The following is a 25,431-nucleotide window of genomic DNA, read 5'->3' on the forward strand; positions in this document are numbered from 1 at the left end:
ACGACGAGAAGGCCCGCGCCGTCGTACGGCGCGGGCCTTCCGCGATGTTCAAGTGGCACCGACCCGCCATGCTCGCCTCGCGGCAAGTGGTCGCTCGTAGCGACGATGGTTGGGCCCGGGGGCTTGGATCGAGCCGGTGCCACGTCCAAGGTAACAAACGATCCCCGCAAGACAATTCCCGTCCCGCGACTTCTTTCGTGCGGGCGACCGCCGCTCGGGGGAACCTCTTCCGCCGACGCCCCACTTCTCGTATGGTGGAAGTCGTTTTCCGAAAAAAGCTCTCCTCCGGTCGGACGGCGCGCGAACAAAAAGTTCGCAATCCGGGGCGGCTACCACGTACCCGGTGGTAGGTGCGACGATCGGACGGCACAACAAGCGACACGGTGAAAGCAGAGGAAGTCGGCCATGGCAACGGCGCCCAGCGTCTCCTACTCGATGACCATCAGGTTGGAGGTGCCCGCGAGCGGAACGGCCGTCTCGCAGCTCACCACCGCCGTGGAGTCCTCCGGCGGCTCGGTGACCGGCCTCGACGTCACCGCGTCCGGCCACGACAAGCTGCGGATCGACGTCACCATCGCGGCCGGCTCGACCTCCCACGCCGACGAGATCGTCGAGGAGCTGCGCGGCATCGAGGGCGTCACCCTCGGCAAGGTCTCCGACCGTACGTTCCTGATGCACCTCGGCGGCAAGATCGAGATGGCGTCGAAGCACCCCATCCGCAACCGTGACGACCTGTCCATGGTCTACACGCCCGGTGTGGCCCGCGTCTGCATGGCGATCGCCGAGAACCCCGAGGACGCCCGCCGCCTGACCATCAAGCGCAATTCCGTTGCGGTCGTGACGGACGGCTCCGCGGTGCTGGGCCTCGGCAACATCGGCCCCAAGGCGGCGCTGCCGGTCATGGAGGGCAAGGCGGCCCTGTTCAAGCGCTTCGCCGGCATCGACGCCTGGCCGCTGTGCCTCGACACCCAGGACACCGACGCGATCGTCGAGATCGTCAAGGCCATCGCCCCGGGCTTCGCCGGCATCAACCTGGAGGACATCTCCGCGCCGCGCTGCTTCGAGATCGAGGCCCGGCTGCGCGAGGCCCTCGACATCCCCGTCTTCCACGACGACCAGCACGGCACCGCGATCGTCGTCCTCGCCGCCCTCACCAACGCCCTGCGCGTGGTGGGCAAGCCCATCGAGAACGTGCGCGTCGTGATGTCCGGCGCCGGCGCCGCCGGCACGGCCATCCTCAAGCTGCTGCTCGCCGCGGGCGTCAAGAACGCCGTCGTCGCCGACATCCACGGCGTCGTCCACTCCGGCCGCGCCGATCTGGTCGACGCCGCGCCCGAGTCGGCGCTGCGCTGGATCGCCGACAACACCAACCCGGAGGGCCTGACCGGCACCCTGAAGGAGGCGGTGCACGGCGCCGACGTCTTCATCGGCGTCTCCGCCCCCAACGTCCTGGACGGCGACGACGTGGCCGTCATGGCCGACGGCGCGATCGTGTTCGCGCTCGCGAACCCCGACCCCGAGGTGGACCCGGCAATCGCCCGCCAGACGGCGGCGGTTGTGGCCACCGGCCGCTCCGACTTCCCGAACCAGATCAACAACGTGCTGGTCTTCCCGGGCGTCTTCCGCGGCCTGCTGGACGCCCAGTCCCGCACGGTCAACACCGAGATGATGCTGGCCGCCGCGAAGGCCCTCGCGGACGTGGTGACCGAGGACGAGATCAACCCGAACTACATCATCCCCAGCGTCTTCAACGACAAGGTCGCCGGTGCCGTCGCGGGCGCCGTGCGCGAGGCGGCCAAGGCCGCCGGCGTGGCGTCGTAGGGACCCGGGACAGGGGCACGGCGGCCCGTGGCGTGGCTGTGAGGATCGCCACGACGGGCCGCCGTACCGGCGCGTCGCGGAACGGAGCGCCTCGGAGCGCCCTCTAGGGTGGCGCCAGACCAGGGCCCCGGCCCTCGCCGTATGACTCCCAAGGGTGTTCTCACGACTCCTGGGGGTGCCGGATTGGCATTACCGCCGCAGGTGCAGGCAGGATGCCTGTCTGGGCGCGAGGGCCCGACGACGGACCCGGGTGAGGGCACTGTCCGAGGTCCCTGGCAGCATCGGCTTTCGCTGTGCCCGCATGCGGCTCCGCCGCGTGGCACGCCTCAACGGCAAGAAGAACACGGGAGTAACAACATGAACCGCAGTGAGCTGGTGGCCGCGCTGGCCGACCGCGCCGAGGTGACCCGCAAGGACGCCGACGCCGTTCTGGCCGCGTTCGCCGAGGTCGTCGGCGACATCGTCTCCAAGGGCGACGAGAAGGTCACCATCCCCGGCTTCCTGACCTTCGAGCGCACGCACCGTGCCGCTCGCACCGCCCGCAACCCGCAGACCGGCGAGCCGATCCAGATCCCGGCCGGCTACAGCGTGAAGGTCTCCGCGGGCTCGAAGCTCAAGGAAGCCGCCAAGGGTAAGTAAGCGTCCGCGCTCCGCTCGGAGTGCCGGGGGCTGTGCGGACCGTTCGGTCGGACTGCGGTCGTCTCGCGGCCGCGGGTCGGTTGCGGCTGGTCGCGCCCGCGCGGCGGAGCCGCACATCGATACAGCCCCGCGCCCCTTCCGGGGCGCACCACGCAACGCCGATGGGGCGGTCACCCGAGTCCGGGTGACCGCCCCATCGGCGTTGTCGGCTGCCGTCTAGCCGAGCGCCTTGCCCGGCAGCTCGACCTTGGCGCCCAGTTCCACGAGCTTCTCCATGAAGTTCTCGTAGCCCCGGTTGATCAGGTCGATGCCGTGGACCCGGGACGTGCCCTGGGCCGCGAGGGCGGCGATGAGGTAGGAGAAGCCGCCGCGCAGGTCCGGGATGACCAGGTCGCCGCCCTCCAGCTTGGTCGGTCCTGAGACGACGGCCGAGTGGAGGAAGTTGCGCTGGCCGAAGCGGCAGTCGGAGCCGCCGAGGCACTCGCGGTAGAGCTGGATGTGGGCGCCCATCTGGTTGAGCGCGGAGGTGAAGCCGAGCCGCGACTCGTAGACCGTCTCGTGGACGATGGACAGGCCCGTGGCCTGCGTCAGGGCGACCACCAGGGGCTGCTGCCAGTCGGTCTGGAAGCCGGGGTGCACGTCCGTCTCCAGGGCGATGGACTTCAGCTGACCGCCCGGGTGCCAGAAGCGGATGCCCTCGTCGTCGATCTCGAAGGCGCCGCCCACCTTCCGGTAGGTGTTCAGGAACGTCATCATCGAGCGCTGCTGGGCGCCGCGGACGTAGATGTTCCCCTCGGTCGCCAGCGCCGCGGACGCCCAGGAGGCGGCCTCCAGGCGGTCGGACAGGGCACGGTGGGTGTAGCCGCCGAGCCGGTCCACACCGGTGATGCGGATCGTGCGGTCGGTGTCCATCGCGATGATCGCGCCCATTTTCTGCAGGACGCAGATCAGGTCCTCGATCTCCGGCTCCACGGCGGCGTTGGACAGCTCCGTGACGCCCTCGGCGAGCACCGCCGTGAGGAGGACCTGCTCCGTCGCGCCGACGGACGGGTACGGCAGGTTTATCTTCGTGCCGCGCAGCCGCTGCGGGGCCTCCAGGTACTGGCCGTCCGCGCGCTTCTCGATCTTCGCGCCGAACTGCCGCAGCACGTCGAAGTGGAAGTCGATGGGCCGGCCGCCGATGTCGCAGCCGCCCAGGCCGGGGATGAACGCGTGCCCGAGGCGGTGCAGCAGCGGGCCGCAGAACAGGATGGGGATGCGCGACGAGCCCGCGTGGGCATCGATGTCGGCGACGTTCGCGCTCTCCACGTGGGTGGGGTCGAGCACCAGCTCGCCGGGCTCCTCGCCCGGGCGGACCGTGACCCCGTGCAGCTGCAGCAGTCCGCGCACGACCCGCACGTCGCGGATGTCCGGCACGTTGCGCAGCCGGCTCGGCGCACTGCCCAGCAGGGCGGCGACCATGGCCTTCGGCACGAGGTTCTTCGCACCGCGGACCCGGATCTCGCCCTCCAGCGGGGTTCCGCCGTGGACAAGCAGTACGTCATCAGCGCCGTTGACGGTCATGAATCTCGCGTTCCGTGGGGTGGGGCAGGGGCCAGAAGGGAAAGGGTAGTCGCCCCGGACCCCCCTTCAGTAAGCCCGAGGAGGGTCCGGCAGCGTCATAGGTGTGTCACAACACGAAGGGTCCCGCGCCGGGCACGTGCGGTCACCGGACGGGGCGCGCGCGAAGTGCCTGTTCACCCCCGTGCCCCCGATTGCCTCCCCATGGAAGGGGAACATGCGGGATCATGTCTGGCATGACCGAGGTGTCCTCGCTCACAGGGCGGCTGCTCGTGGCAACGCCCGCCCTGGCGGACCCGAACTTCGAGCGTGCGGTGGTGCTCCTCCTCGACCACGACGAGGAGGGCTCCCTCGGTGTCGTCCTCAACCGTCCCACCCCGGTCGGCGTGGGCGACATCCTGGACGGCTGGGCGGACCTCGCCGGTGAGCCCGGGGTCGTCTTCCAGGGTGGCCCGGTGTCGCTGGACTCCGCCCTCGGGGTCGCCGTCGTTCCCGGCGGCGCCGCCGGGGAGGCGGCCCCGCTGGGCTGGCGCAGGGTCCACGGCGCGATCGGCCTGGTCGACCTGGAGGCGCCGCCGGAGCTGCTGGCCCCCGCCCTGGGGGCCCTGCGCATCTTCGCCGGATACGCCGGCTGGGGGCCGGGTCAGCTGGAGGACGAGGTCACGGAGGGCGCCTGGTACGTGGTGGAGTCCGAGCCGGGCGACATCTCCTGCCCGTCGCCCGAGCGGCTGTGGCGCGAGGTGCTGCGCCGCCAGCGCGGTGAACTGGCGATGGTGGCGACGTATCCGGACGACCCTTCGCTCAACTGAAGCGTGTGAGCTTCAGTACCCTTGGCGGTTATGAGCACTCTCGAGCCCGAGCGCGGGACTGGTACGGGAACCCTCGTAGAGCCGACGCCACAGGTGTCCCACGGCGACGGCGACCACGAGCGCTTCGCCCATTACGTCCAGAAGGACAAGATCATGGCGAGCGCCCTCGACGGCACGCCCGTCGTGGCGCTGTGCGGCAAGGTGTGGGTACCGGGACGTGACCCGAAGAAGTACCCCGTGTGTCCCATGTGCAAGGAGATCTACGAGTCCATGAGCGCCGGTGGCGACCAGGGCAAGGGCGGCGACAAGAAGTAGCAGCCCCGCCCGACCGGACCTTCCGAGGCCCCCGGAGCGTGCCCGCGCGCGCTCCGGGGGCTTTCGCATGTCCGGGGGCCCTCGTGGGTCACGAAGTGGTGGAGACCTCTTGTGGACATGTTCATGTACTCCATAACCTCCTGGGTGTTGTGCAGAGCGAAACCGTCATTGCATATGTTGCAACGCACGTCCGGAGGAACAACTCCATGAAGCTCTCCCCCCGGCTGGCCGTCCTGCTGGCCGCCACCGCCGTCGTCACCGCGGCCTGCGCCCCGCAGACGTCCGACAACTCCTCCTCCGGCAAGGACGAGAAGAGCGGCACCCTGCGCGTCTGGCTCTTCCAGGAGGTCAACAACAAACCCAAGGAACAGGTCGTCGACCAGGTCCTCGCCGGCTTCCAAAAGGCCCACGAGGACACGAAGGTCTCCGTCGAGTACATCCCCGTCGAGACCCGCGCCCAGCGCATCAAGGCCGCCTTCAACGATCCGAAGAGCGCCCCCGACGTCATCGAGTACGGCAACACCGACACCGCCGGCTACGTGAAGGACGGCGGACTCGCCGACGTCACCGAGGAGTTCGGCGCCTGGGACGAGGCCAAGGACACCGACCCGACCGCCCGCCAGTCGGTCACCGTGGACGGCAAGGTCTACGGTGCCCCGTACTTCGTCGGCGTCCGCGCCCTGTACTACCGCACCGACGTCTTCGACGAGCTGGGGCTGAAGCCCCCCACGTCGCTCGGGGAGCTGGCGTCCACCGCGAAGACGGTCCGCGCCGCGAAGCCCGGCATGTACGGCATCGCGGTCGGCGGCGCCTACACCTACGGCGCGATGCCCTTCATCTGGGCCAACGGCGGCGAACTCGCCACCGGCAAGGGCGGCTCGTACGCCTCGGCGATCGACAGCCCCGCCGCCCGCAAGGGCGTCGAGGAGTACACGTCCCTCTTCGGCGACGACAACTGCCCGGCCGCCAAGTGCGCCGGCATGGGCGGCAACGACACCGTCACCGCGTTCGCCTCCGGCAAGGCGGCCATGGCGATCGGCGGCGACTTCAGCCACCAGGCCGTGGAGGCCGGCTCGGTCAAGGGCAAGTACGCGGTCGTGCCGCTGCCGGGCGTGAAGCCCGGCTCGATCGCCCCGGCCTTCGCGGGCGGCAACAACATCGGCGTCCTCAAGAGCACCTCGCACCGCTCCCTCGCCGTCGACCTGATGAAACGGCTCGCGTCGAAGCAGGCGCAGGGTGAGCTGTTCGACGCGATGGGCTTCCTGCCGACCTTCGCGGACGTGCGGCAGCAGGTCGCGGCCAAGGAGCCGTTCGTGAAGCCGTTCGTCGACACCCTCGCCGCGGGCACGAAGTTCGTCCCGGCGTCGGCCGCGTGGGCGACGATCGACTCGTCACTGGTGCTGCCGACCATGTTCCAGGAGGTGGTCAGCGGCAAGAAGGACGCCGACGCCGCCACCGGGGACGCGGCGAAGAAGATGAACGACGCGTTCGGCTCCGCGGGATGACGGGCGCGCCTACGGAGGTGGGGGGCGCGGTGCGCGGGCGGACGCGGGTGCGTCGCGGCTCGTCGCGCGGTGCCCCGCGCCCCTTCGGGCGCGGGTCCGGCACTCCCTGGCTGTATCTCGCTCCCGCTCTCGTCGTCCTCGGCGGGTTGCTCGTCTACCCCGTGTACCAGCTCGGGCTGATCTCCTTCCTGGAGTACACGCAGGCCCAGGTCAGCGGTGGGGAACCGGCGACCTTCCAGGGCTTCGGGAACTACGCCGAGCTGTTCCGGGACGAGGAGTTCTGGCGGGTGCTGGGCGCCACCGTCGTGTTCGCCGCCGCCTGCGTCGTCTCCACGCTGGCGGTCGGGTGCGCGCTCGCCGTGCTGCTCACCCGGATACGGGCGCTGCCCCGGCTCGCGCTCATGCTGGCGGCCCTGGGCGCCTGGGCGACCCCGGCGGTCACCGGGTCGACGGTCTGGCTGCTGCTGTTCGACCCGGACTTCGGGCCGGTCAACCGGATGCTGGGCCTCGGCGACCACTCATGGACGTACGGGCGCTACAGCGCCTTCCTGCTCGTCCTGCTCGAAGTGGTCTGGTGCTCCTTCCCGTTCGTCATGGTCACCGTCTACGCGGGCATCCGTGCCGTCCCCGCCGAGGTGCTGGAGGCCGCCGCGCTCGACGGGGCCTCGCAGTGGCGGATCTGGCGCTCGGTGCTGGCGCCGATGCTCCGGCCGATCCTCGTGGTCGTGACCATCCAGTCGGTCATCTGGGACTTCAAGGTCTTCACGCAGATCTATGTCATGACGAACGGCGGCGGCATCGCCGGCCAGAACCTCGTCCTCAACGTCTACGCCTACCAGAAGGCGTTCGCGTCCTCGCAGTACAGCCTCGGCTCGGCGATCGGCGTCGTGATGCTGCTGATCCTGCTCGCCGTGACGCTGGTCTACCTGCGGCTGCTGCGCCGCCAGGGGGAGGAGCTGTGAATCTTCCGCGCGCGCGGGTGCGCCGTCCGTGGCGGCTGGCGGCCGAGGCCTCGGCGCTGCTGATCGCCGTCGTGGTGGCCTTCCCGCTGTACTGGATGGTGCTGAGCGCCTTCAAACCGGCCGGGGAGATCGAGTCGAGCGAGCCGCGGCCGTGGACGCTGACGCCGACGCTGGATTCCTTCCGGCGGGTCTTCGGGCAGCAGGAATTCGGCCGGTACTTTCTCAACAGCCTGATCGTGGCGGGCACCGTCGTGATCGCCTCGGCGCTCATCGCGTTCCTCGCGGCGACCGCGGTGACGCGTTTCCGATTCCGTTTCCGGACCACCCTGCTGATCATGTTCCTGGTGGCCCAGATGGTGCCGGTGGAGGCGCTCACCATCCCGCTGTTCTTCCTCATGCGGGACTTCGGCCAGCTGAACACGCTGGGTTCGCTGATCCTGCCCCACATCGCCTTCTCGCTGCCCTTCGCGATCTGGATGCTGCGGGGCTTCGTGAAAGCGGTGCCGGAGGCCCTGGAGGAGGCCGCCTGCATCGACGGCGCGAGCCGGTCGCGCTTTCTGTGGCAGATCCTTTTCCCGCTGGTCTTCCCGGGGCTCGTGGCGACCAGTGTCTTCTCCTTCATCTCGACCTGGAACGACTTCCTGTTCGCCAAGTCGTTCATCATCAGCGACACCTCGCAGTCGACGCTGCCGATGGCGCTGCTGGTCTTCTACAAACCGGACGACCCCGACTGGGGCGGTGTCATGGCGGCCTCCACCGTGATGACGATTCCGGTGCTGGTCTTCTTCGTACTCGTGCAACGACGACTCGTCTCCGGACTCGGCGGAGCGGTAAAGGACTGACGTGACGGACGTGATTCCCCAGCCACGGCAGGTGACGCCCCGGGAGGGCGCGTTCTTCGAGCTCGGCCCGGACACCGGCATCGCGGCGGCCGACGGCACCGGGCCCACCGAGCGGTGGCTGCGGGCCACGCTGGGCGCGGCCACCGGCCTGCCGCTGGCCCCCGGCCCGGGCGACGCCGGCACCGTGCGGCTGTCCCTCGACGGCGACCTGGACGCCGAGGGCTACCGCCTCGTCGTCGCACCGGACGGCGTGGACCTCGCCGGCGGCTCTCCGGCGGGCCTCTTCTGGGGCGCCCAGACGCTGCGGCAACTGCTCGGCCCGGACGCCTTCCGGCGTGCCCCGCTGCCCGGGCGCCGGTGGCGGCTGCCACTGACGTGCGTCGAGGACGCGCCCCGCTTCCGCTGGCGCGGCCTCATGCTGGACGTCGCCCGGCACTTCATGCCCAAGGAAGGCGTCCTGCGCTACCTGGACCTGATGGCCGCGCACAAACTCAACGTCCTCCACTTCCACCTGACGGACGACCAGGGCTGGCGGATCGAGATCGAGCGGTACCCGGAACTCACCGGGACGGGTTCCTGGCGGGCGCGCACCAAATACGGGCACCGGGCGTCACCGCTGTGGGAGGACAAGCCGCACGGCGGCTTCTACACCCAGGACGACATCCGGGAGATCGTCGCCTACGCCGCCGAACGGCACATCACCGTCGTCCCCGAAATCGACGTGCCCGGGCACTCGCAGGCCGCCATCGCCGCGTATCCGGAACTCGGCAACACCGACGTCGTCGACACCGCCTCCCTCACCGTCTGGGACACCTGGGGCGTCTGCGAGAACGTCCTCGCCCCGACGGACGGGACCCTGCGCTTCTACGAGGGCGTGTTCGAGGAACTCCTGGAACTCTTCCCCTCGCAGTTCGTCCACGTCGGCGGCGACGAATGCCCCAAGGGACAGTGGCAGCGGTCGCCCGCCGCGCAGGCGCGCATCAGCGAACTCGGGCTCGCCGGCGAGGACGAACTCCAGGCGTGGTTCATCAAGCACTTCGACCGGTGGCTGACCGCGCGCGGGCGCAGGCTCATCGGCTGGGACGAGATCCTGGAGGGCGGACTGGCCGAGGGCGCGGCCGTGTCGTCCTGGAGCGGGTACGCCGGCGGGGTCGCCGCCGCGCGCGCCGGACACGACGTGGTCATGTGCCCGGAGCAGCAGGTGTACTTGGACCACCGGCAGGCCGCGGGCGAGGACGAGCCCGTTCCGATCGGATTCGTGCGCACCCTGGAGGACGTCTACCGGTTCGAACCGGTTCCGCCGGAGCTGACGCCCGAGGAGGCCGCACACGTGCTCGGCACCCAGGCGAACGTGTGGACGGAGGTGATGGAGACCCAGGCGCGCGTGGACTACCAGGTCTTCCCGCGGCTCGCCGCATTCGCCGAGGTCGCCTGGAGCGCCCTGCCCGCCCCGGACGAACGGGACTTCGACGCCTTCGAACGGCGGATGGCCGCCCACTACCGGCGGCTCGACGCCCTGGGCGTCGCCTACCGGCCGTCCGGCGGCCCCCTGCCCTGGCAGCGGCGGCCCGGCGTGCTCGGCCGGCCGATCGACGGGCCGCCGCCCAACAAGTAGGCGGAACGCCCCGGAACGTCACGGAAGAGTGGCAACTCGCGCGCACCGCCGGCCGACGGCGATCCCGTACGAAACGGGCCATCCCGTCGGCGAGGTGGGCGAATGCCTCCTAGCGGACCCCCGCGTTCGGGCCCTGCGAAGATGTGCCAGAGTTGCCACGTCCGCCCTGTCAGGTCGTACCGTACGGCAACACGGGCGGGACCAGGTGGGACAGCGGGAAGGGGCAGTCGGGTTGACCACGCACGCACCGCAGGCGGCGCAGGCCGTCACGCTGCCCGCGACACTGGACGAGGCCGTGGCGGCGCTCGCGGCCATGCCGGCCGCCGTGCCGGTGGCGGGCGGCACCGACCTGATGGCCGCCGTCAACTCCGGGCAGCTCAGGCCCGCCGCGCTGGTCGGCCTCGGCCGGATCAGCGAGATCCGCGGCTGGCAGTACCAGGACGGTCACGCGCTGCTCGGCGCCGGGCTCACGCACGCCCGCATGGGCCGCCCCGACTTCGCGGCCCTCATCCCGGCGCTCGCCGCCGCCGCGCGCGCCGCCGGCCCGCCGCAGATCCGCAACGCGGGCACCCTGGGCGGCAACATCGCCTCCGCCGCCCCCACCGGGGACGCGCTGCCCGTGCTGGCCGCGCTGGAGGCGACGCTGATCATCGCGGGCCCGGGCGGGGTCCGCCGCGAGGTTCCGGTCTCGCACCTGCTGGCCGGCATGGAGATGCTCCGCGCGGGCGAGCTCATCGGCTTCGTGCGCGTGCCGCTGCTGCACGCGCCGCAGGTCTTCCTCAAGGCGACCGGCCGCACCGGGCCGGGGCGCGCGATGGCGTCCGTGTCCCTGGTGCTCGACCCCGCCCGGCGCGGCGTGCGCTGCGCGGTCGGCGCCATCGCGCCGATGCCGCTGCGGCCCCTGGAGGCCGAGCAGTGGGTGGCCTCGCTCATCGACTGGGACAACGGCCGCGCGATCGTCCCGGAGGCCCTGAGCGCCTTCGGCGAGTACGTCGCCGCCGCCTGCATCCCCGACGCGGCCCCGGCCGAGGACGGCTCCGTGCCGCAGCTTCCGCCCGCCGTACTGCACCTGCGGCGCACCGTCGCCGCGCTGGCCCGACGAGCACTGGGGAGGGCGCTGTCGTGACCGACGACCAGCACGGAGAGGGCACGCCCCGGAACGGCGGACGCTGGGACCCGCTGCCCCAGGGCGACTACGACGACGGCGCGACCGCCTTCGTGAAGCTCCCCGAGGGCGGCATCGACGCGCTGATGGCCTCGGCCGACAGCCCGCTCGCCGCGCCCGGGCACGGTTACGTGCCGCCGCAGATCACGGTCGCGCCCGCCACCACGGCCGGGACCGACCCGGCCGCCACCGGCAGCTGGACGATGCCGGCCGCCCCCGCCGACGGCGCGCAGTGGCACACCCCGGACGCCGCCGGCGAGCAGCACGGCGCCCACGGGCACGACCCGCAGCAGCACCCGGGGCACCAGGAGCACGCCGGGTACGCCCAGCAGGACCCCTACGGCCAGGCCGCGGGGTACGGCGCGGGACACGACGACCGGTTCACGTACCACCCGGGCGCCACCGGGCAGTGGGCGTTCCCCGACGCCGCCCAGGACGACGCGGCGGCGTCCGCCGGACCGGGCCACGAGGCGCCCGGCCAGGACGTCACCGGGCAGTGGTCCATCCCCGTGGCCGGCGGCGACCTCCCGGACGAGTCGGGCGAGTTCACCGCGTCGGCGCTGGCCGAGCAGTGGGGCGGCACCGCACCGGCCACGCTCCCCGGCGGCGCCCCCGCGCCCTGGGCCTCCCAGCCGTGGGCCCAGGGGCCGGCCGAGCCGGACGGGACCGGCGACGGCCGCGCCGCCGAGGCCGCGCCCGCGGCGTACCAGGAGGCGCCCGAGGACCCCACCGCCGTGACCGCGCCGCCGGCTTCCGCGCGGGACGAGGCGGCGAGCGGCGCCGACGCGACCGCCGATGAGGCGACCGACGGGACGGACTTCGACGGGACGGGCCCCGACGGGACGGCCGCCGACGAGACGCACCCCGACGAGACGCACCTCGAAGAGACGCTTCCCGACGGGGGGCCCTCCGGCGAGGAGACGGCCGACGAGACTGTGACCGCTGTGACCGCTGTGACCGGTGAGGCGCCGGAGGCCGAGGAGGCCCCTGAGGGCCCCGCCGAGCCCTCCGCGGCGCCCGCCGGGGACGAGGAGACGGATCCCGGCGCTGAGGCCCCCGAGGGCGCCCTCACGCACGCGGACCCGGCGGCCGCGCCCGCGGCGGAGGACGAGCCGCGCCCGGAGCCCCCGGCGGACCCCGTCGGCCCGAACGAGGAGCACCCCCTCGCCTCGTACGTGCTCCGCGTCAACGGCGCCGACCGCCCCGTCACCGACGCCTGGATCGGCGAGTCCCTGCTGTACGTGCTGCGCGAGCGCCTCGGCCTCGCGGGCGCCAAGGACGGCTGCTCGCAGGGGGAGTGCGGGGCCTGCAACGTCCAGGTCGACGGACGGCTGGTCGCCTCCTGCCTGGTCCCGGCCGTCACCTCCGCCGGCAGCGAGGTGCGCACCGTCGAGGGCCTGGCCGCCGACGGGCAGCCCTCGGACGTGCAGCGGGCGCTCGCCCGGTGCGGGGCGGTGCAGTGCGGTTTCTGCGTGCCCGGCATGGCGATGACCGTGCACAACCTCCTGGAGGGCAACCCCGCGCCGACCGACCTGGAGGCCCGGCAGGCCCTGTGCGGCAACCTGTGCCGCTGCTCGGGCTACCGGGGCGTCCTGGAGGCGGTCAGGGAGGTCGTAGCCGAGCGCGGGGCCCACGCCGCCGCCGACGCGGCCGAGGCGGGCGCCGACGAGCCCCGCATCCCGCACCAGGCGGGCCCGGGCGCCGGTGGCGTCCACGCCTCGGCGTTCGAGTCCCCGGGCCCGCCCGGTGCACCGGACGCACCGCACGCCGGGCCCCACGACGACCGCTCCTACGCTGATCAGCCCTACGACGACCAGCCCTACGGGGACCGGCCCCACGGCCAGGACGGAGGCCACGCGTGAGCAACGAAGCCGCCACCGCCGAGGCCGCGGGGACGGCGGAGGCCGCCCCCGCCCCCGAGCCGGTCCCGCACGGCCTCGGTGTCTCCCTGCCGGCCGCCGACGCCCGCGCCAAGACCGAGGGCACGTTCCCGTACGCCGCCGACCTGTGGGCCGAGGGCCTGCTGTGGGCGGCCGTCCTGCGCTCACCGCACCCGCACGCGCGCATCGTGTCCATCGACACCACCCACGCGCGCGAGATGCCCGGCGTGCGCGCCGTCGTCACGCACGAGGACGTGCCCGGCAGCCCGCTGCACGGCCGCGGCCGGGCCGACCGCCCGGTGTTCGCCTCCGACGTCGTGCGCCACCACGGCGAGCCCATCGCCGCCGTCGCCGCGGACCACCCGGACACCGCGCGGATGGCCGCCGCCGCCGTCATCGTCGAGTACGAGGTGCTCGACCCGGTGACCGACCCCGAGCAGGCCTTCGAGGCCGAGCCGCTGCACCCCGACGGCAACCTGATCCGGCACATCCCGCTGCGGCACGGCGACCCGGAGGCGGCGGGCGAGATCGTCGTCGAGGGCCTGTACCGCATCGGTCGCCAGGACCCGGCCCCGATCGGCGCCGAGGCGGGCCTCGCGGTGCCGCGGCCCGACGGGGGAGTGGAGCTGTACCTGGCCTCCACCGACCCGCACGGCGACCGGAACACGGCCGCCGCGTGCTACGGCCTCGAGCCCGAACGGGTGAAGATCGTCGTCACCGGTGTGCCCGGCGCCACCGCCGACCGCGAGGACCAGGGCTTCCAGCTTCCGCTCGGCCTGCTGGCGCTGCGGACCGGCTGCCCGGTGAAGCTGACCGCCACGCGCGAGGAGTCCTTCCTCGGCCACGCCCACCGCCACCCCACCCTCCTGCGCTACCGCCACCACGCGGACGCCGAGGGCCGGGTGGTCAAGGTCGAGGCGCAGATCCTGCTCGATGCGGGCGCCTACGCCGACACCTCCTCCGAGGCCCTGGCCGCCGCGGTGGCGTTCGCCTGCGGCCCGTACGTCGTCCCGAACGCCTTCATCGAGGGCTGGGCCGTGCGCACCAACAACCCGCCCTCCGGCCACGTCCGGGGCGAGGGCGCCATGCAGGTCTGCGCCGCGTACGAGGCGCAGATGGACAAGATCGCCAAGAAGCTCGGCCTGGACCCGGCCGAGGTGCGGATGCGCAACGTACTGGCCACCGGCGACGTGCTGCCCACCGGCCAGACGGTCACCTGCCCGGCGCCGGTCGCCGAACTCCTCCAGGCGGTGCGGGACGTGCCGCTGCCCGCCCTGCCCAAGGACACCCCCGAGGACGAGTGGCTGCTGCCGGGCGGACCCGAGGGCGCGGGCGAACCGGGCGCGGTGCGCCGGGGCGTCGGCTACGGCATCGGCATGGTGCACATGCTGGGCGCCGAGGGCGCCGACGAGGTCTCCACGGCCACCGTGAAGGTCCAGGACGGCGTGGCGACGGTGCTGTGCGCGGCCGTCGAGACCGGCCAGGGCTTCACCACGCTGGCCCGGCAGATCGTGCAGGAGACGCTCGGCGTCGAGGAGGTCCACGTCGCGCCCGTCGACACCGACCAACCCCCGGCCGGCGCGGGCTGCCGGGGCCGCCACACCTGGGTGTCGGGCGGCGCCGTGGAACGGGCGGCCAAGATGGTCCGCACCCAGCTCCTCCAGCCCCTGGCCCACCAGTTCGGGATGTCGACCGAACTGCTCCAGATCACCGACGGCCGGATCACCTCGTACGACGGCGTGCTGTCGACCCCCGTCGCGGAGGCGCTGGACGGCAAGGAGCTGTGGGCCACCGCCCAGTGCCGCCCGCACCCGACCGAGCCGCTGGACGAGGCGGGCCAGGGCGACGCGTTCGTCGGCATGTCCTTCTGCGCGATCCGCGCGGTGGTGGACGTCGACATCGAGATCGGTTCCGTACGGGTGGTGGAGCTGGCCGTCGCGCAGGACGTGGGCCGGGTGCTGAACCCGGCCCAGCTGGCCGCGCGGATCGAGGCGGGCGTCACCCAGGGCGTCGGCATCGCGCTGACGGAGAACCTGCGCACCCCGCGCGGCCTGATCCGCCACCCCGACCTGACCGGCTACGCCCTGCCGACGGCGCTCGACGCCCCGGACATCCGGATCGTGAAGCTCGTCGAGGAGCGGGACGTGGTCGCGCCCTTCGGCGCGAAGGCCGTCAGCGCGGTGCCGGTGGTGGCCTCCCCGGCGGCCGTCGCCTCCGCCGTGCGCGCGGCGACGGGCCGCCCGGTCAACCGCCTCCCGATCCGGCCCCAGGCCGCGGTGGTCACCGGCTGAGCGGACGGCGGGGACGGCACGGACGACACGAAGGGCGGCACCCCGCGGGGGTGCCGCCCTTCGCTCTGCCTCGTCAGGCAGTGGAGGCCGTGACGGGATTCGAACCCGTGTAACTCGCTTTGCAGGCGAGCCCCTGGGCCACTCGGGCACACGGCCGTGTTCCGGACTCCGTCGGTGTGCGTGCCGAACTCGGTGAACCGACCGTACGGCGGGGCGGGAGAGGGGCTCAAGGGATCCGGAGCGGCCGCAACGCGACTGCCACACGCCGTTCACGAACGGGGCGCGGTCGTACGACCAAGGTCCCGGTCCCGTACCGCCTCCCGACAGGGGTCAAAGTGTGCTGCGGACCTTACTCTGGCCCCCATGACCGTCCCTGACCCGCGCGACACCGATGTCGCGGATCCCGCCGGCCCCGCCCCGGCCACCGAGTTCGCCGTTCCCGCCGACACCGTGCTGGGCCGCGCCTACCGGGCGCTGAGCATCGGCATCGTCTCCGTCGTCGTGCTGATCGCCTTCGAGGCGACGGCGGTGGGCACGGCGATGCCGGTCGCGGCCCGGGAGCTGGACGGGGTGTCGCTGTACGCGTTCGCGTTCTCGGCGTACTTCACGACCAGCCTGTTCGGCATGGTGCTCTCCGGTCAGTGGTCGGACCGGCGGGGCCCGCTGTCCCCGCTGACCTGCGGGATCGCCGCCTTCGCGGCCGGGCTGCTGCTGTCCGGGACGGCGGGCGCGATGTGGCTGTTCATCCTCGGGCGGGCCGTGCAGGGGTTCGGCGGCGGGCTCGTGATCGTCGCGCTGTACGTCGTCGTCGGGCGGGCCTACCCGGAGCGGCTGCGGCCCGCGATCATGGCGGCGTTCGCGGCGGGCTGGGTCGTGCCGTCCGTCGTCGGGCCGCTGGCCTCCGGCGCCGTCACCGAGCACCTCGGCTGGCGGTGGGTGTTCGTCGGCATACCGGTGCTGGTGGTGTTCCCGCTGGCACTCGCGCTGCCCCGGATACGCAGCCAGGCATCCGGCCCGGTGGGGGGCGGGGAGGCGCCGGCCTCCTTCGACCGGCGCCGCATCCGCCTCGCCCTGGGCATCTCCCTGGGCGCCGGACTGCTCCAGTACGCCGCCCAGGACCTGCGCTGGATCTCGCTGCTGCCCGGTGCGGCGGGCGTGGCGCTGCTCGTCCCGGCCGTCCTCGGGCTGCTCCCGCGCGGCACCTACCGGGCGGCGCGCGGCCTGCCCTCCGTGGTCCTGCTGCGCGGCGTCGCCGCCGGGTCCTTCATCGCGGCCGAGTCGTTCGTGCCGCTGATGCTGGTCACGCAGCGGGGACTCAGCCCGACGCTGGCCGGGCTCTCGCTGGCGGCGGGCGGCGCGACCTGGGCGGCGGGTTCCTGGATCCAGTCCCGGCCCCGCACCGAGCCGTACCGGGACCGGCTGATGACGCTGGGCATGGTGCTGGTCGCGGCGGCCATCGCCGCCGCCCCGAGCGTGCTGATCGACGCCGTGCCCGCCTGGACGGTGGCCGTGGCCTGGGGCTTCGGCTGCCTCGGCATGGGCCTGGTGATCTCCTCCACCAGTGTCCTGCTGCTCCAGCTCTCCGCCCCCGAGGAGGCCGGCGCCAACTCGGCCGCCCTCCAGATCTCCGACGGCCTGTCCAACGTGATCCTGCTGGCCGCCGGCGGAGCGGCCTTCGCGGCCCTCGGCGGCGGCACGGTGACCCACGCGGCGACGGAGACCACCGGCTCCCACCCGGCGGCCTTCGCCGCGGTCTTCCTCCCGATGGCCGCCGTGGCCCTGGCGGGAGCATGGGTGACGACGCGCCTGCGGGAGCGCTGAACCGCGAGCGGCCCGAGGGGGCGGCGGGACGATCGGGCCGGCTGTGACGTCCGTCCCACCCGGGGGTGACCCGACCCGGTGCGCGCGTCGATCGCGGTGGCCCGCCGGTAGGGTGGCCCGGTTGTCATACGTGGCCGAGCCGTTCCAACCCCTTCGGAGACCGTGACTACCACCGCCAGCCCCAGCACCTCGCACCACCTCTCCCCGGCCTTCCCCGGCCGTGCCCCGTGGGGCACCGCCAACAAGCTGCGGGCCTGGCAGCAGGGGGCGATGGAGAAGTACCTCCAGGAGCAGCCCCGGGACTTCCTGGCGGTCGCCACCCCGGGGGCCGGAAAGACGACGTTCGCGCTGACGCTGGCGTCCTGGCTGCTGCACCACCACGTCGTCCAGCAGGTGACCGTGGTCGCGCCCACCGAGCACCTGAAGAAGCAGTGGGCGGAGGCCGCGGCCCGGATAGGCATCAGGCTGGACCCGGAGTACAGCGCGGGCCCGCTCAGCCGCGAGTACCAGGGCATCGCCATCACGTACGCCGGTGTCGGCGTCCGGCCCATGCTGCACCGCAACCGGGTCGAGCAGCGCAAGACCCTCGTGATCCTCGACGAGATCCACCACGCCGGTGACTCGAAGTCCTGGGGCGAGGCCTGCCTGGAGGCCTTCGAGCCGGCCACGCGGCGGCTCGCGCTGACCGGTACGCCGTTCCGGTCCGACACCAACCCGATCCCCTTCGTCACGTACGAGGAGGGCAACGACGGCATCCGCCGCTCCGCCGCCGACTACACCTACGGCTACGGCTCCGCGCTCGCCGACGGCGTCGTGCGCCCCGTCATCTTCATGAGCTACAGCGGCAACATGCGCTGGCGCACCAAGGCCGGCGACGAGATCGCCGCCCGGCTCGGCGAGCCCATGACCAAGGACGCCGTCAGCCAGGCCTGGCGCACCGCGCTGGACCCGCGCGGCGAGTGGATGCCCGCCGTGCTGCGCGCCGCCGACCAGCGGCTGACCGAGGTCAGGAAGGCCATCCCGGACGCCGGCGCCCTCGTCATCGCCGCCGACCAGGACTCCGCCCGCGCCTACGCCAAGCTGATCAGGGAGATCACCGGCAGCAAGGCCACCGTCGTACTCTCCGACGACACCGGCGCCTCGAAGAACATCGACACGTTCAGTGGCGGCACCGACCGGTGGATGGTCGCCGTCCGCATGGTGTCCGAGGGCGTCGACGTGCCCCGCCTCGCGGTCGGCGTCTACGCCACGACGATCTCCACGCCGCTGTTCTTCGCGCAGGCCGTCGGCCGCTTCGTACGGTCCCGGCGGCGCGGCGAGACCGCCTCCGTGTTCCTGCCGACCGTGCCCGACCTGCTCACCTTCGCCAACGAGATGGAGCGCGAGCGCGACCACGTCCTCGACAAGCCCAAGAAGGAGGGCGAGGAGGACCCGTACGCCGAGTCCGAGAAGGAGATGGACGAGGCGAACCGGGAGCAGGACGAGGACACCGGCGACCAGGACCAGCTGCCCTTCGAGGCGCTGGAGTCCGACGCGGTCTTCGACCGGGTCATGTACAACGGCGCCGAGTTCGGCATGCAGGCCCACCCGGGGAGCGAGGAGGAGCAGGACTACCTCGGCATCCCCGGACTGCTGGAGCCCGACCAGGTGCAGCTGCTGCTCCAGAAGCGGCAGGCCCGGCAGATCGCGCACAGCCGCAAGAAGCCCGACGACGAGGCCGACCTGCTCGAACTGCCCGCCGAGCGGCGCCCGGTCGTCTCGCACAAGGAGATGATGGAGCTGCGCAAGCAGCTCAACACCATGGTCGGCGCCTACGTCCACCAGAGCGGCAAGCCGCACGGTGTCATCCACACCGAACTGCGCCGCGTGTGCGGCGGCCCGCCCAGCGCCGAGGCCACCGCCGGGCAGCTCCGCCAGCGCATCGCCAAGGTGCAGGAGTGGGCGACGCGCATGAAGTGACACGGTGGCGCGGGGGAGCCACGGCGTGTGCTGTACGTATGGGGACAAACACGGTCGGTCTCCGCCGGTTGCTGACCGGATTCTGGACGGAGCCTTCCGCTGAGCGGACTGGCTCGCTACTGTCCCGCTACGCACACGCCCCGTGGCAGCGCCGCCGCGGAGCGCAGCCGTGAAGCGACTGGGCCCGGGCAGAAGGCCGGGCCGTCAGCCGATCGGCGGCCTCTGAAGCGCGTGACCGACGGGACTCGGTGACGCATCCGCCGCGAGGGGGCCGTCGACCTCACCACTAAGGAGTGGGCGTCGTGACCGCGGAGACCTCTCAGACGCTCGACCGGGGACTGCGGGTCCTCAAACTGCTGGCCGATACGGACCACGGGCTGACCGTCACCGAGCTGTCCCACAAGCTGGGCGTCAACCGGACCGTCGTGTACCGGTTGCTCGCCACGCTGGAGCAGCACGCGCTCGTACGCCGTGACCTGGGCGGACGTGCCCGGGTCGGGCTGGGAGTGCTGGGGCTGGGCCGCCAGGTGCACCCGCTGGTGCGCGAGGCGGCGATGCCGGCGCTGCGGTCGCTGGCCGAGGACATCGGGGCGACGGCCCATCTGACGCTGGTGGACGGCGCGGAGGCGCTCGCCGTGGCCGTCGTCGAGCCGACCTGGACGGACTACCACGTGGCCTACCGGGCCGGGTTCCGGCACCCGCTGGAGCGGGGAGCCGCGGGGAAGGCGATCCTGTCGGCCCGGCAGCAGGTCGCCGTGGCGGAGCCGGGGCCCGGGTACACGCTGACGCACGGGGAGCTGGAGGCGGGGGCGTGCGGGGCCGCGGCGCCGCTGCTCGGGGTGACGGGGGTGGAGGGCAGCGTGGGGGTCGTGATGCTGTCCGACGTGGTGCCGGAGCGGGTGGGGACGCGGGTGATGGAGGCGGCGCGGGAGGTGGCGGAGGCGCTGCGGTGACGTGACGTGGCCGTCGGGGGTCCGGGGTTCGCGGGCGCCCGGGCGTGCTCGCGGGCCCGGGGGGCGTCGCGCGGCCCGGCGCCTGCGGGGTGCCGCCGCGCCCACCCGTGCCGCCCCAGCGGCACGACTGCCCGCAGGGGGGTGTGGACGACTGCCCGCGGCTCGGGCGGGTGGCTGCGCACGGCTGCCCGTAGCGGGGGCGGGGGTCGGGGCACGTTAGATTTGCCTCGTGCTCTCTCGTCTCACGCGGCCCAAGGCTGTGACCGTCTGCGCCCTGCCCGTCGTGGCGCTGTTCGCCACCGCGGTGTTCGCCCCCCTGCCCTTCGCCGTCGCCCAGCCGGGTTCGACGGCGAACGTGCTGAAGGAGTACCAGGGCGACGAGGTGATCACGATCTCGGGCGCGCCCACCCGGGACACCGAGGGCCAGCTGCGGATGACGACGATCGTGGCGACCGGCCCCGACACCCGGGTCTCGCTCGGCGACGTGCTGGGCAACTGGTTCGACACCGACCGGGCCGTCATGCCCCTGGACGCCGTCTACCCCGAGGGCGACGACGTCAAGGAGATCGAGAAGTACAACCTGGACCAGATGCGGGAGTCCCAGGACACGGCGACGACGGCCGCGCTGGACTACCTGGACCTCGACGCGTCCGGCATCGACGTCAGGCTGGATCTGGGGGACGTCGGCGGACCCAGCGCCGGCCTGATGCTCTCCCTCGGCATCGTCGACAAGCTGAAGGGCGACGGCCACGGGGGCGACCTGACCGGCGGCCGGAACATCGCCGGCACCGGCACGATCAGCGCCGGCGGCAAGGTCGGCGCGGTCGGCGGCGTGCCGCTGAAGACGCAGGCCGCCCGGCGGGACGGTGCCACCGTCTTCCTGGTGCCGGAGGCGGAGTGCTCGGACGCGCAGGCCGAGCTCCCCCAGGGGCTGCGGCTGGTCCCGGTGACCTCCCTGAAGGGCGCGGTCGACGCGCTGCGGGCCCTGAGCACGGGCCAGGGACGGGTCCCCTCCTGCTGAGCTGCGCTCAGCCCCCCTTCACGAAGCCCTTCTCCTTCATCCAGTCCAGCGCCACCTGGTGCGGGTCCTGCCCGTCGACGTCGACCTTCGCGTTCAGGGTCTGCGCGACGTCGTTGTCCAGCGCCTTGGTGACGGGGGCGAGGACGGAGGCGATGGCCGGCCACTTCTTCAGGGTGGAGGTCCTGACCATGGGCGCCGCGTTGTAGTTCGGGAAGAACTTCCTGTCGTCCGCCATCACCACCAGGTTCATCGACTTGATCCGTCCGTCGGTGGTGAACACCTCGCCGTAGGTGCAGGCGCCCTTCGCGGTCTGCGTGTAGATGATGCCGGTGTCCATCTGGGTGATGTTGCGCTGCGGGACGCTCATCCCGTACGCCCGCTCCAGGCCCGGCAGGCCGTCCGCGCGGTTGGCGAACTCGCCCTCCACGCACAGCGTCACGGCGCCGGGGTCCTTCTCGGCCAGCTCGGCCACCTGCGACATCGTCCGGGTGCGGTACTTGCGGTAGTTGGCCTGGTTCATCGCCAGCGCGTAGGTGTTGTTCATCGGTGCCGGCGGCAGCCACGTCAGCCCCTTCTCCGCGTCCGCGTCCCGCACCGCCTCCCACTGCCGCCGCGGATCCGGGATCGGCTTGCTGTTGCCGAGGTACGTGATCCAGGCGGTGCCCGTGTACTCGTAGGTCGCGTCCCCGTCGCCGTTCTCCACCGCCGCGCGGGTGCCGACGGAGCCCTGGATGCCGGTGCGGTCCAGTACGTTCGCGCCGGCCGCCTCGAAGGCGATGCCCATGATCGCGCCGAGGATCAGCTGCTCGGTGAACTCCTTGGAGACGACGGTGAGGTCGGCGCCCTCCAGGGGCAGGCCCCGCCCGATCGTGCCGGGATCGACGTCGTCCACCATGGGGGAGCCGCTGGTCAGGCCGCAGCCGGACGCCGCCACCAGCACCGCCGCGGCCAGCAGGCCGGTACGCCGCCTCATGTGCCGACCTCCAGGCCGCGGGGGCGCAGCAGCACCTCGGCGAGCGAGGCCAGCCAGTCCACCAGCAGTGCCAGGGCGACGGTGAGGATCGAGCCCAGCACCAGCACCGGCATGCGCTGGCTGGTGATGCCGGTGGTGATCAGGACGCCCAGGCCGCCGCCGCCCCCGAACACGGCCAGCGTCGCCGTGCCGACGTTCAGCACGAGGGCGGTGCGCACCCCGGCCAGGATCAGCGGGACCGCCAGCGGCAGTTCCACCCGGGTGAGCACGCCCGTCGGGGACATGCCGATCCCGCGGGCCGCCTCCAGCAGCGTCGGGTCGTTGGCCTTCAGGCCCGCGATGGTGTTCGAGAGCACCGGAAGGATGGCGTAGATGATGATGCCGATCAGGGCCGACCGGCGGCCGATGCCGAGCCAGATCACCAGCAGGGCCAGCAGACCCAGCGCCGGCGTCGCCTGGCCCATGTTGGCGAACGCCATCGCCACCGGGGTCGCCTTCCGGAACATCCGGCGGGTCAGGAGGATCCCCAGAGGGATGGCGATGATCAGCACGAAGAACGTCGAGATCACGGTGAGCTGGATGTGCTGCCACAGGGCCTTGGTGACGGCGCCGCCCGCGAGGGCGTTCTCGCTGAGCGCGTCCAGCTCGGCCTGCCGGAACCACAGCCAGGTCACCAGCAGCACCACCACGAGCACCGCGGGCAGGACGGTCAGCTTCTGCCAGCTGATCCGCCGTGCGGTCCGGGCGGGCCCCGGCGGGCGCGGCCCCTGCTCCCCGCCGGCCTCGTCCGGGGCGGTGGGCGCCTCGCCGCCGCCGTGCCCGTCCTCGTCGCGGCGGCCCGTCGGTGACGTCACGCCTTCGCCGCCCCTCCGAAGCCCTCCTGCTCGGAGTGGGTCCGCTCGGCCCGGGCCTCCTCCAGGTCGTGCCGGTGCTCCAGCGCGTCCAGCCGGTCCGCCTCCAGCAGCTCCTGCACGGAGGTCATCAGCGTCTCCATGTCGACGACGCCCGTGTACTCGCCCCGCCGCCCGGTGACCGCGACCCGCCCGGCGTTGTCGGTCAGCACCGCCTCCAGGGCGTCGCGCAGGGTCGCGTCCCGGGTCACCGTGTCGCTGACCAGCGTCCCGGCCCGCGCGAGCGAGGTCCTGGCCAGCATCAGGTCGCCGCGCCGCAGCCACTTGTACGGGCGGCCGCGCCGGTCCAGCAGCAGGATCTCGTTGGTGCCGCCGGTCCGCAGCCGGTCGAAGATGTGCTGGAGCGGGTCGTCCACGGTCGCCGTCGGGTAGTCGGTGATCTCCACGTCCCGCACCCGGGTCAGGTTCAGCCGCTTCAGCGCGGCTCCGGCGCCCACGAACCCGGAGACGAAGTCGTCGGCCGGGTTGGTGAGGATCGCCTCGGGGGTGTCGAACTGCGCGATGTGGGACTGCTCGCGCAGCACGGCGATCCGGTCGCCCAGCTTGATCGCCTCGTCGAAGTCGTGCGTGACGAAGACGATGGTCTTGTGCAGCTCGCGCTGGAGGCGGATCAGCTCGTCCTGGAGGTGGTCCCGGGTGATCGGGTCGACCGCGCCGAACGGCTCGTCCATCAGCAGGACCGGCGGGTCCGCCGCCAGCGCCCGGGCCACGCCGACCCGCTGCTGCTGGCCGCCGGAGAGCCCGCGGGGATACCGGTCGCGGAACTCCCCGGGGTCCAGGCCGACCAGGTCGAGCATCTCCTCCACCCGGGACCGGATCCGCGCCTTCGGCCAGCCGGTCATGCGGGGCACCAGCGCGATGTTGTCGGCGACCGTCATGTGCGGGAAGAGCCCGGAGGACTGGATCGCGTACCCGACCTTCCGGCGCAGCTTCACCGGGTCGATGTCGGTGACGTCCTCGCCGTCGATGCGGATGCGTCCGCCGCTCGGCTCGATCAGCCGGTTGATCATCTTCAGGGTGGTGGACTTCCCGCAGCCCGACGGGCCGACGAAGATCACCGTCTCGCCCGCCCCGATCTGCATGGAGACGTTGTCCACGGCGGGCAGGGGGCTGCCGGGATAGCGCTTGGTCAGGTTCTCCAGCTCGATGGTCGCGCCCGTGGCACCCGCGGTGCCCGTCGGTTCGGCGGAGGTCGTCTCGGGCGTCTCAGGCACGGATCCCCCGTGAGATGGTCAGCCGCCCCAGCAGGACGTAGGCGGCGTCGAACAGCAGGGCCAGGACGATGATGCCGAGCGTGCCCGAGAGGACCTGGTTGAGCGCGTTCTTGCTGCCCAGCGACGCGATCCCGCGGAAGATCTCGTTGCCGAGGCCGGGCCCGGAGGCGTAGGCGGCGATCGCGGCGATGCCCATCAGCATCTGCGTCGAGACCCGGATGCCGGTCAGGATCGGCGGCCAGGCCAGCGGCAGCTCCACCCTCAGCAGCCGCGCCGTCCGCGACATCCCGATGCCCCGGGCCGCGTCCACCAGCGCCGGGTCCACCCCGCGCAGTCCGACGATCGCGTTGCGCACGATGGGCAGCAGCCCGTACAGGGTCAGCGCGATCACCGTCGGCGGGACGCCCAGCCCGACGAGCGGGATCAGCAGGCCGATCATGGCCAGGGACGGGATGGTCAGGATGGTGGCGGTGCTGAGCGTCGCCAGGTTCCCCGCCCACTCGCTGCGATAGGTGGCGACGCCGATCAGCACCCCGAGCAGCGTGGCCACCACCATGCACTGGAAGACGGCGCTGGCGTGCTGGTAGGCGTCGGTGAGCAGTTGCTGGTGGCGGCTGCTGACGAACTCCCAGAAGTTCACGTCCGCTCACCTCCGGGTTCGGGCGGTCTCACTCACGTCGTCGGTCGCGGTCCTCGGCCGCCTGCTCCACCAGCGGGATGATCCGCAGCGGAACCGGGTTCTCCATCACGATCGCCGTGGCGGCCCGGACGATGCCATCAAAACCGACAACCCGGTCGATCACCCGTTGGAGATCGGCGTTCGAGCGGGCCACCAGCCGGCACAGCATGTCCCCGGTGCCGGTCGTGGTGTGCAGCTCCAGTACCTCCGGCACGCTCGCCAAGTGCGCCCGGACATCGGCCCCTTGACCCTGCCGGATCTCCAGCGTCGCGAAGGCCGTCACCGGGTAGCCGAGCGCCGCCGGGTCCACCTCGGGCCCGAATCCGCGGATGACTCCGTTCGACTGAAGCCGGTCCAGCCGCGCCTGCGCCGTGCCGCGTGCCACCCCCAGCCGCCGGGACATCTCCAGCACCCCGATCCGGGGCTCCCGCGCCAGCAGCCCGATGATCCGCCCGTCCAGACGATCTATCCCCATCCCCGCGACCCTCCCGGCTGG

General features: G+C 72.5%; 21 protein-coding genes and 1 tRNA gene. 15 read left to right on the forward strand and 7 right to left on the reverse strand.

Annotation, left to right across the window (positions count from 1 at the left end; all coding sequences use genetic code 11):
* Positions 1-405: 405 nt before the first annotated feature.
* A complete protein-coding gene (locus tag ACFWJB_RS03075; RefSeq protein WP_386919922.1) occupies positions 406-1,821 on the forward strand; it encodes an NAD-dependent malic enzyme in 1,416 nt (471 codons plus the stop codon).
* Between the two features lie 357 nt (positions 1,822-2,178).
* Positions 2,179-2,460, forward strand: coding sequence for an HU family DNA-binding protein (locus tag ACFWJB_RS03080; RefSeq protein WP_003950507.1), 282 nt, complete (start codon positions 2,179-2,181; stop codon positions 2,458-2,460).
* 216 nt (positions 2,461-2,676) lie between these two features.
* Here ACFWJB_RS03080 and murA read toward each other — a convergent pair whose 3' ends face one another.
* Positions 2,677-4,023: a UDP-N-acetylglucosamine 1-carboxyvinyltransferase gene (gene murA / locus ACFWJB_RS03085; protein WP_385471614.1), complete on the reverse strand. Its 1,347-nt coding sequence runs from the start codon at positions 4,021-4,023 to the stop codon at positions 2,677-2,679.
* A 233-nt stretch (positions 4,024-4,256) separates the two neighbouring features.
* On the opposite strand from murA, the gene ACFWJB_RS03090 reads away from it, so the two are divergent.
* The 9 genes from ACFWJB_RS03090 (at position 4,257) to ACFWJB_RS03130 (ending at position 15,404) form a co-directional block, all read left to right on the forward strand.
* Positions 4,257-4,829, forward strand: coding sequence for a YqgE/AlgH family protein (locus tag ACFWJB_RS03090; protein WP_385471611.1), 573 nt, complete (start codon positions 4,257-4,259; stop codon positions 4,827-4,829).
* 30 nt (positions 4,830-4,859) lie between these two features.
* Positions 4,860-5,144, forward strand: coding sequence for a DUF3039 domain-containing protein (locus ACFWJB_RS03095; protein ID WP_171991040.1), 285 nt, complete (start codon positions 4,860-4,862; stop codon positions 5,142-5,144).
* A gap of 206 nt (positions 5,145-5,350) precedes the next feature.
* Complete coding sequence (locus ACFWJB_RS03100; protein ID WP_385471608.1) at positions 5,351-6,649, forward strand: extracellular solute-binding protein; 1,299 nt, start codon at positions 5,351-5,353, stop codon at positions 6,647-6,649.
* Complete coding sequence (locus ACFWJB_RS03105; RefSeq protein WP_386919926.1) at positions 6,646-7,611, forward strand: carbohydrate ABC transporter permease; 966 nt, start codon at positions 6,646-6,648, stop codon at positions 7,609-7,611. The genes ACFWJB_RS03100 and ACFWJB_RS03105 overlap by 4 nt, the downstream gene beginning before the upstream one ends.
* Positions 7,608-8,453 carry a carbohydrate ABC transporter permease gene (locus ACFWJB_RS03110; RefSeq protein ID WP_386919928.1) on the forward strand — a complete coding sequence of 282 codons (846 nt, stop codon included), beginning with the start codon at positions 7,608-7,610 and terminating at the stop codon, positions 8,451-8,453. The genes ACFWJB_RS03105 and ACFWJB_RS03110 overlap by 4 nt, the downstream gene beginning before the upstream one ends.
* A gap of 1 nt (position 8,454) precedes the next feature.
* Positions 8,455-10,068, forward strand: a complete 1,614-nt coding sequence (locus ACFWJB_RS03115) for a beta-N-acetylhexosaminidase (protein ID WP_386919930.1) — start codon at positions 8,455-8,457, stop codon at positions 10,066-10,068.
* Between the two features lie 232 nt (positions 10,069-10,300).
* On the forward strand, positions 10,301-11,194 hold the full coding sequence (locus ACFWJB_RS03120) for an FAD binding domain-containing protein (RefSeq protein WP_385471596.1): 894 nt from the start codon (positions 10,301-10,303) through the stop codon (positions 11,192-11,194).
* Positions 11,191-13,095 carry a 2Fe-2S iron-sulfur cluster-binding protein gene (locus tag ACFWJB_RS03125; RefSeq protein WP_386919932.1) on the forward strand — a complete coding sequence of 635 codons (1,905 nt, stop codon included), beginning with the start codon at positions 11,191-11,193 and terminating at the stop codon, positions 13,093-13,095. Before ACFWJB_RS03120 ends, ACFWJB_RS03125 begins: the two co-directional genes overlap by 4 nt.
* Complete coding sequence (locus tag ACFWJB_RS03130) at positions 13,092-15,404, forward strand: xanthine dehydrogenase family protein molybdopterin-binding subunit (RefSeq protein ID WP_386919934.1); 2,313 nt, start codon at positions 13,092-13,094, stop codon at positions 15,402-15,404. Before ACFWJB_RS03125 ends, ACFWJB_RS03130 begins: the two co-directional genes overlap by 4 nt.
* Positions 15,405-15,485: 81 nt before the next feature.
* Here the strand turns inward: ACFWJB_RS03130 and ACFWJB_RS03135 are convergent.
* Positions 15,486-15,560, reverse strand: a tRNA-Cys gene (locus tag ACFWJB_RS03135).
* Positions 15,561-15,767: 207 nt separating this feature from the next.
* Here ACFWJB_RS03135 and ACFWJB_RS03140 point away from each other — a divergent pair.
* The 4 genes from ACFWJB_RS03140 (at position 15,768) to ACFWJB_RS03155 (ending at position 21,158) form a co-directional block, all read left to right on the forward strand.
* Positions 15,768-17,225 (forward strand): MFS transporter, encoded by a 1,458-nt coding sequence (locus ACFWJB_RS03140; protein ID WP_385461473.1) that lies wholly within the window; start codon positions 15,768-15,770, stop codon positions 17,223-17,225.
* Between the two features lie 162 nt (positions 17,226-17,387).
* Positions 17,388-19,184 (forward strand): DEAD/DEAH box helicase, encoded by a 1,797-nt coding sequence (locus ACFWJB_RS03145; RefSeq protein ID WP_386919936.1) that lies wholly within the window; start codon positions 17,388-17,390, stop codon positions 19,182-19,184.
* A gap of 302 nt (positions 19,185-19,486) precedes the next feature.
* Positions 19,487-20,137 (forward strand): IclR family transcriptional regulator, encoded by a 651-nt coding sequence (locus tag ACFWJB_RS03150; protein WP_385461467.1) that lies wholly within the window; start codon positions 19,487-19,489, stop codon positions 20,135-20,137.
* A gap of 229 nt (positions 20,138-20,366) precedes the next feature.
* A complete protein-coding gene (locus ACFWJB_RS03155) occupies positions 20,367-21,158 on the forward strand; it encodes a S16 family serine protease (protein ID WP_385461464.1) in 792 nt (263 codons plus the stop codon).
* Positions 21,159-21,165: 7 nt separating this feature from the next.
* Here ACFWJB_RS03155 and ACFWJB_RS03160 read toward each other — a convergent pair whose 3' ends face one another.
* Genes ACFWJB_RS03160 through ACFWJB_RS03180 form a run of 5 tightly spaced genes read right to left on the reverse strand, consistent with a single transcriptional unit; the run spans position 21,166 to position 25,410 of the window.
* Positions 21,166-22,131 (reverse strand): glycine betaine ABC transporter substrate-binding protein, encoded by a 966-nt coding sequence (locus ACFWJB_RS03160; RefSeq protein ID WP_386919939.1) that lies wholly within the window; start codon positions 22,129-22,131, stop codon positions 21,166-21,168.
* Entirely contained in the window at positions 22,128-22,985 is an 858-nt protein-coding gene (locus ACFWJB_RS03165; RefSeq protein WP_385461458.1) for an ABC transporter permease, read from the reverse strand. The genes ACFWJB_RS03160 and ACFWJB_RS03165 overlap by 4 nt, the downstream gene beginning before the upstream one ends.
* Positions 22,982-24,256 (reverse strand): ABC transporter ATP-binding protein, encoded by a 1,275-nt coding sequence (locus ACFWJB_RS03170; protein WP_385461455.1) that lies wholly within the window; start codon positions 24,254-24,256, stop codon positions 22,982-22,984. The genes ACFWJB_RS03165 and ACFWJB_RS03170 overlap by 4 nt, the downstream gene beginning before the upstream one ends.
* Complete coding sequence (locus ACFWJB_RS03175) at positions 24,249-24,896, reverse strand: ABC transporter permease (RefSeq protein WP_386919942.1); 648 nt, start codon at positions 24,894-24,896, stop codon at positions 24,249-24,251. The genes ACFWJB_RS03170 and ACFWJB_RS03175 overlap by 8 nt, the downstream gene beginning before the upstream one ends.
* Before the next feature lie 28 nt (positions 24,897-24,924).
* Positions 24,925-25,410, reverse strand: a complete 486-nt coding sequence (locus ACFWJB_RS03180; protein ID WP_385461449.1) for an Lrp/AsnC family transcriptional regulator — start codon at positions 25,408-25,410, stop codon at positions 24,925-24,927.
* Positions 25,411-25,431: the final 21 nt, after the last annotated feature.

Origin of the sequence: Streptomyces sp. NPDC127100 (assembly GCF_042724095.1) — a bacterium.
GTDB lineage: Bacteria > Actinomycetota > Actinomycetes > Streptomycetales > Streptomycetaceae > Streptomyces.

Excerpts from the sequence above, each read along its gene's own strand:
- ACFWJB_RS03075 (WP_386919922.1), top strand. The coding sequence starts at position 406 with ATGGCAACGGCGCCCAGCGTCTCCTACTCGATGACCATCAGGTTGGAG.
- ACFWJB_RS03080 (WP_003950507.1), top strand. The coding sequence starts at position 2,179 with ATGAACCGCAGTGAGCTGGTGGCCGCGCTGGCCGACCGCGCCGAGGTG.
- murA (WP_385471614.1), bottom strand. The coding sequence starts at position 4,023 with ATGACCGTCAACGGCGCTGATGACGTACTGCTTGTCCACGGCGGAACC.
- ACFWJB_RS03090 (WP_385471611.1), top strand. The coding sequence starts at position 4,257 with ATGACCGAGGTGTCCTCGCTCACAGGGCGGCTGCTCGTGGCAACGCCC.
- ACFWJB_RS03095 (WP_171991040.1), top strand. The coding sequence starts at position 4,860 with ATGAGCACTCTCGAGCCCGAGCGCGGGACTGGTACGGGAACCCTCGTA.
- ACFWJB_RS03100 (WP_385471608.1), top strand. The coding sequence starts at position 5,351 with ATGAAGCTCTCCCCCCGGCTGGCCGTCCTGCTGGCCGCCACCGCCGTC.
- ACFWJB_RS03105 (WP_386919926.1), top strand. The coding sequence starts at position 6,646 with ATGACGGGCGCGCCTACGGAGGTGGGGGGCGCGGTGCGCGGGCGGACG.
- ACFWJB_RS03140 (WP_385461473.1), top strand. The coding sequence starts at position 15,768 with ATGACCGTCCCTGACCCGCGCGACACCGATGTCGCGGATCCCGCCGGC.
- ACFWJB_RS03160 (WP_386919939.1), bottom strand. The coding sequence starts at position 22,131 with ATGAGGCGGCGTACCGGCCTGCTGGCCGCGGCGGTGCTGGTGGCGGCG.
- ACFWJB_RS03180 (WP_385461449.1), bottom strand. The coding sequence starts at position 25,410 with ATGGGGATAGATCGTCTGGACGGGCGGATCATCGGGCTGCTGGCGCGG.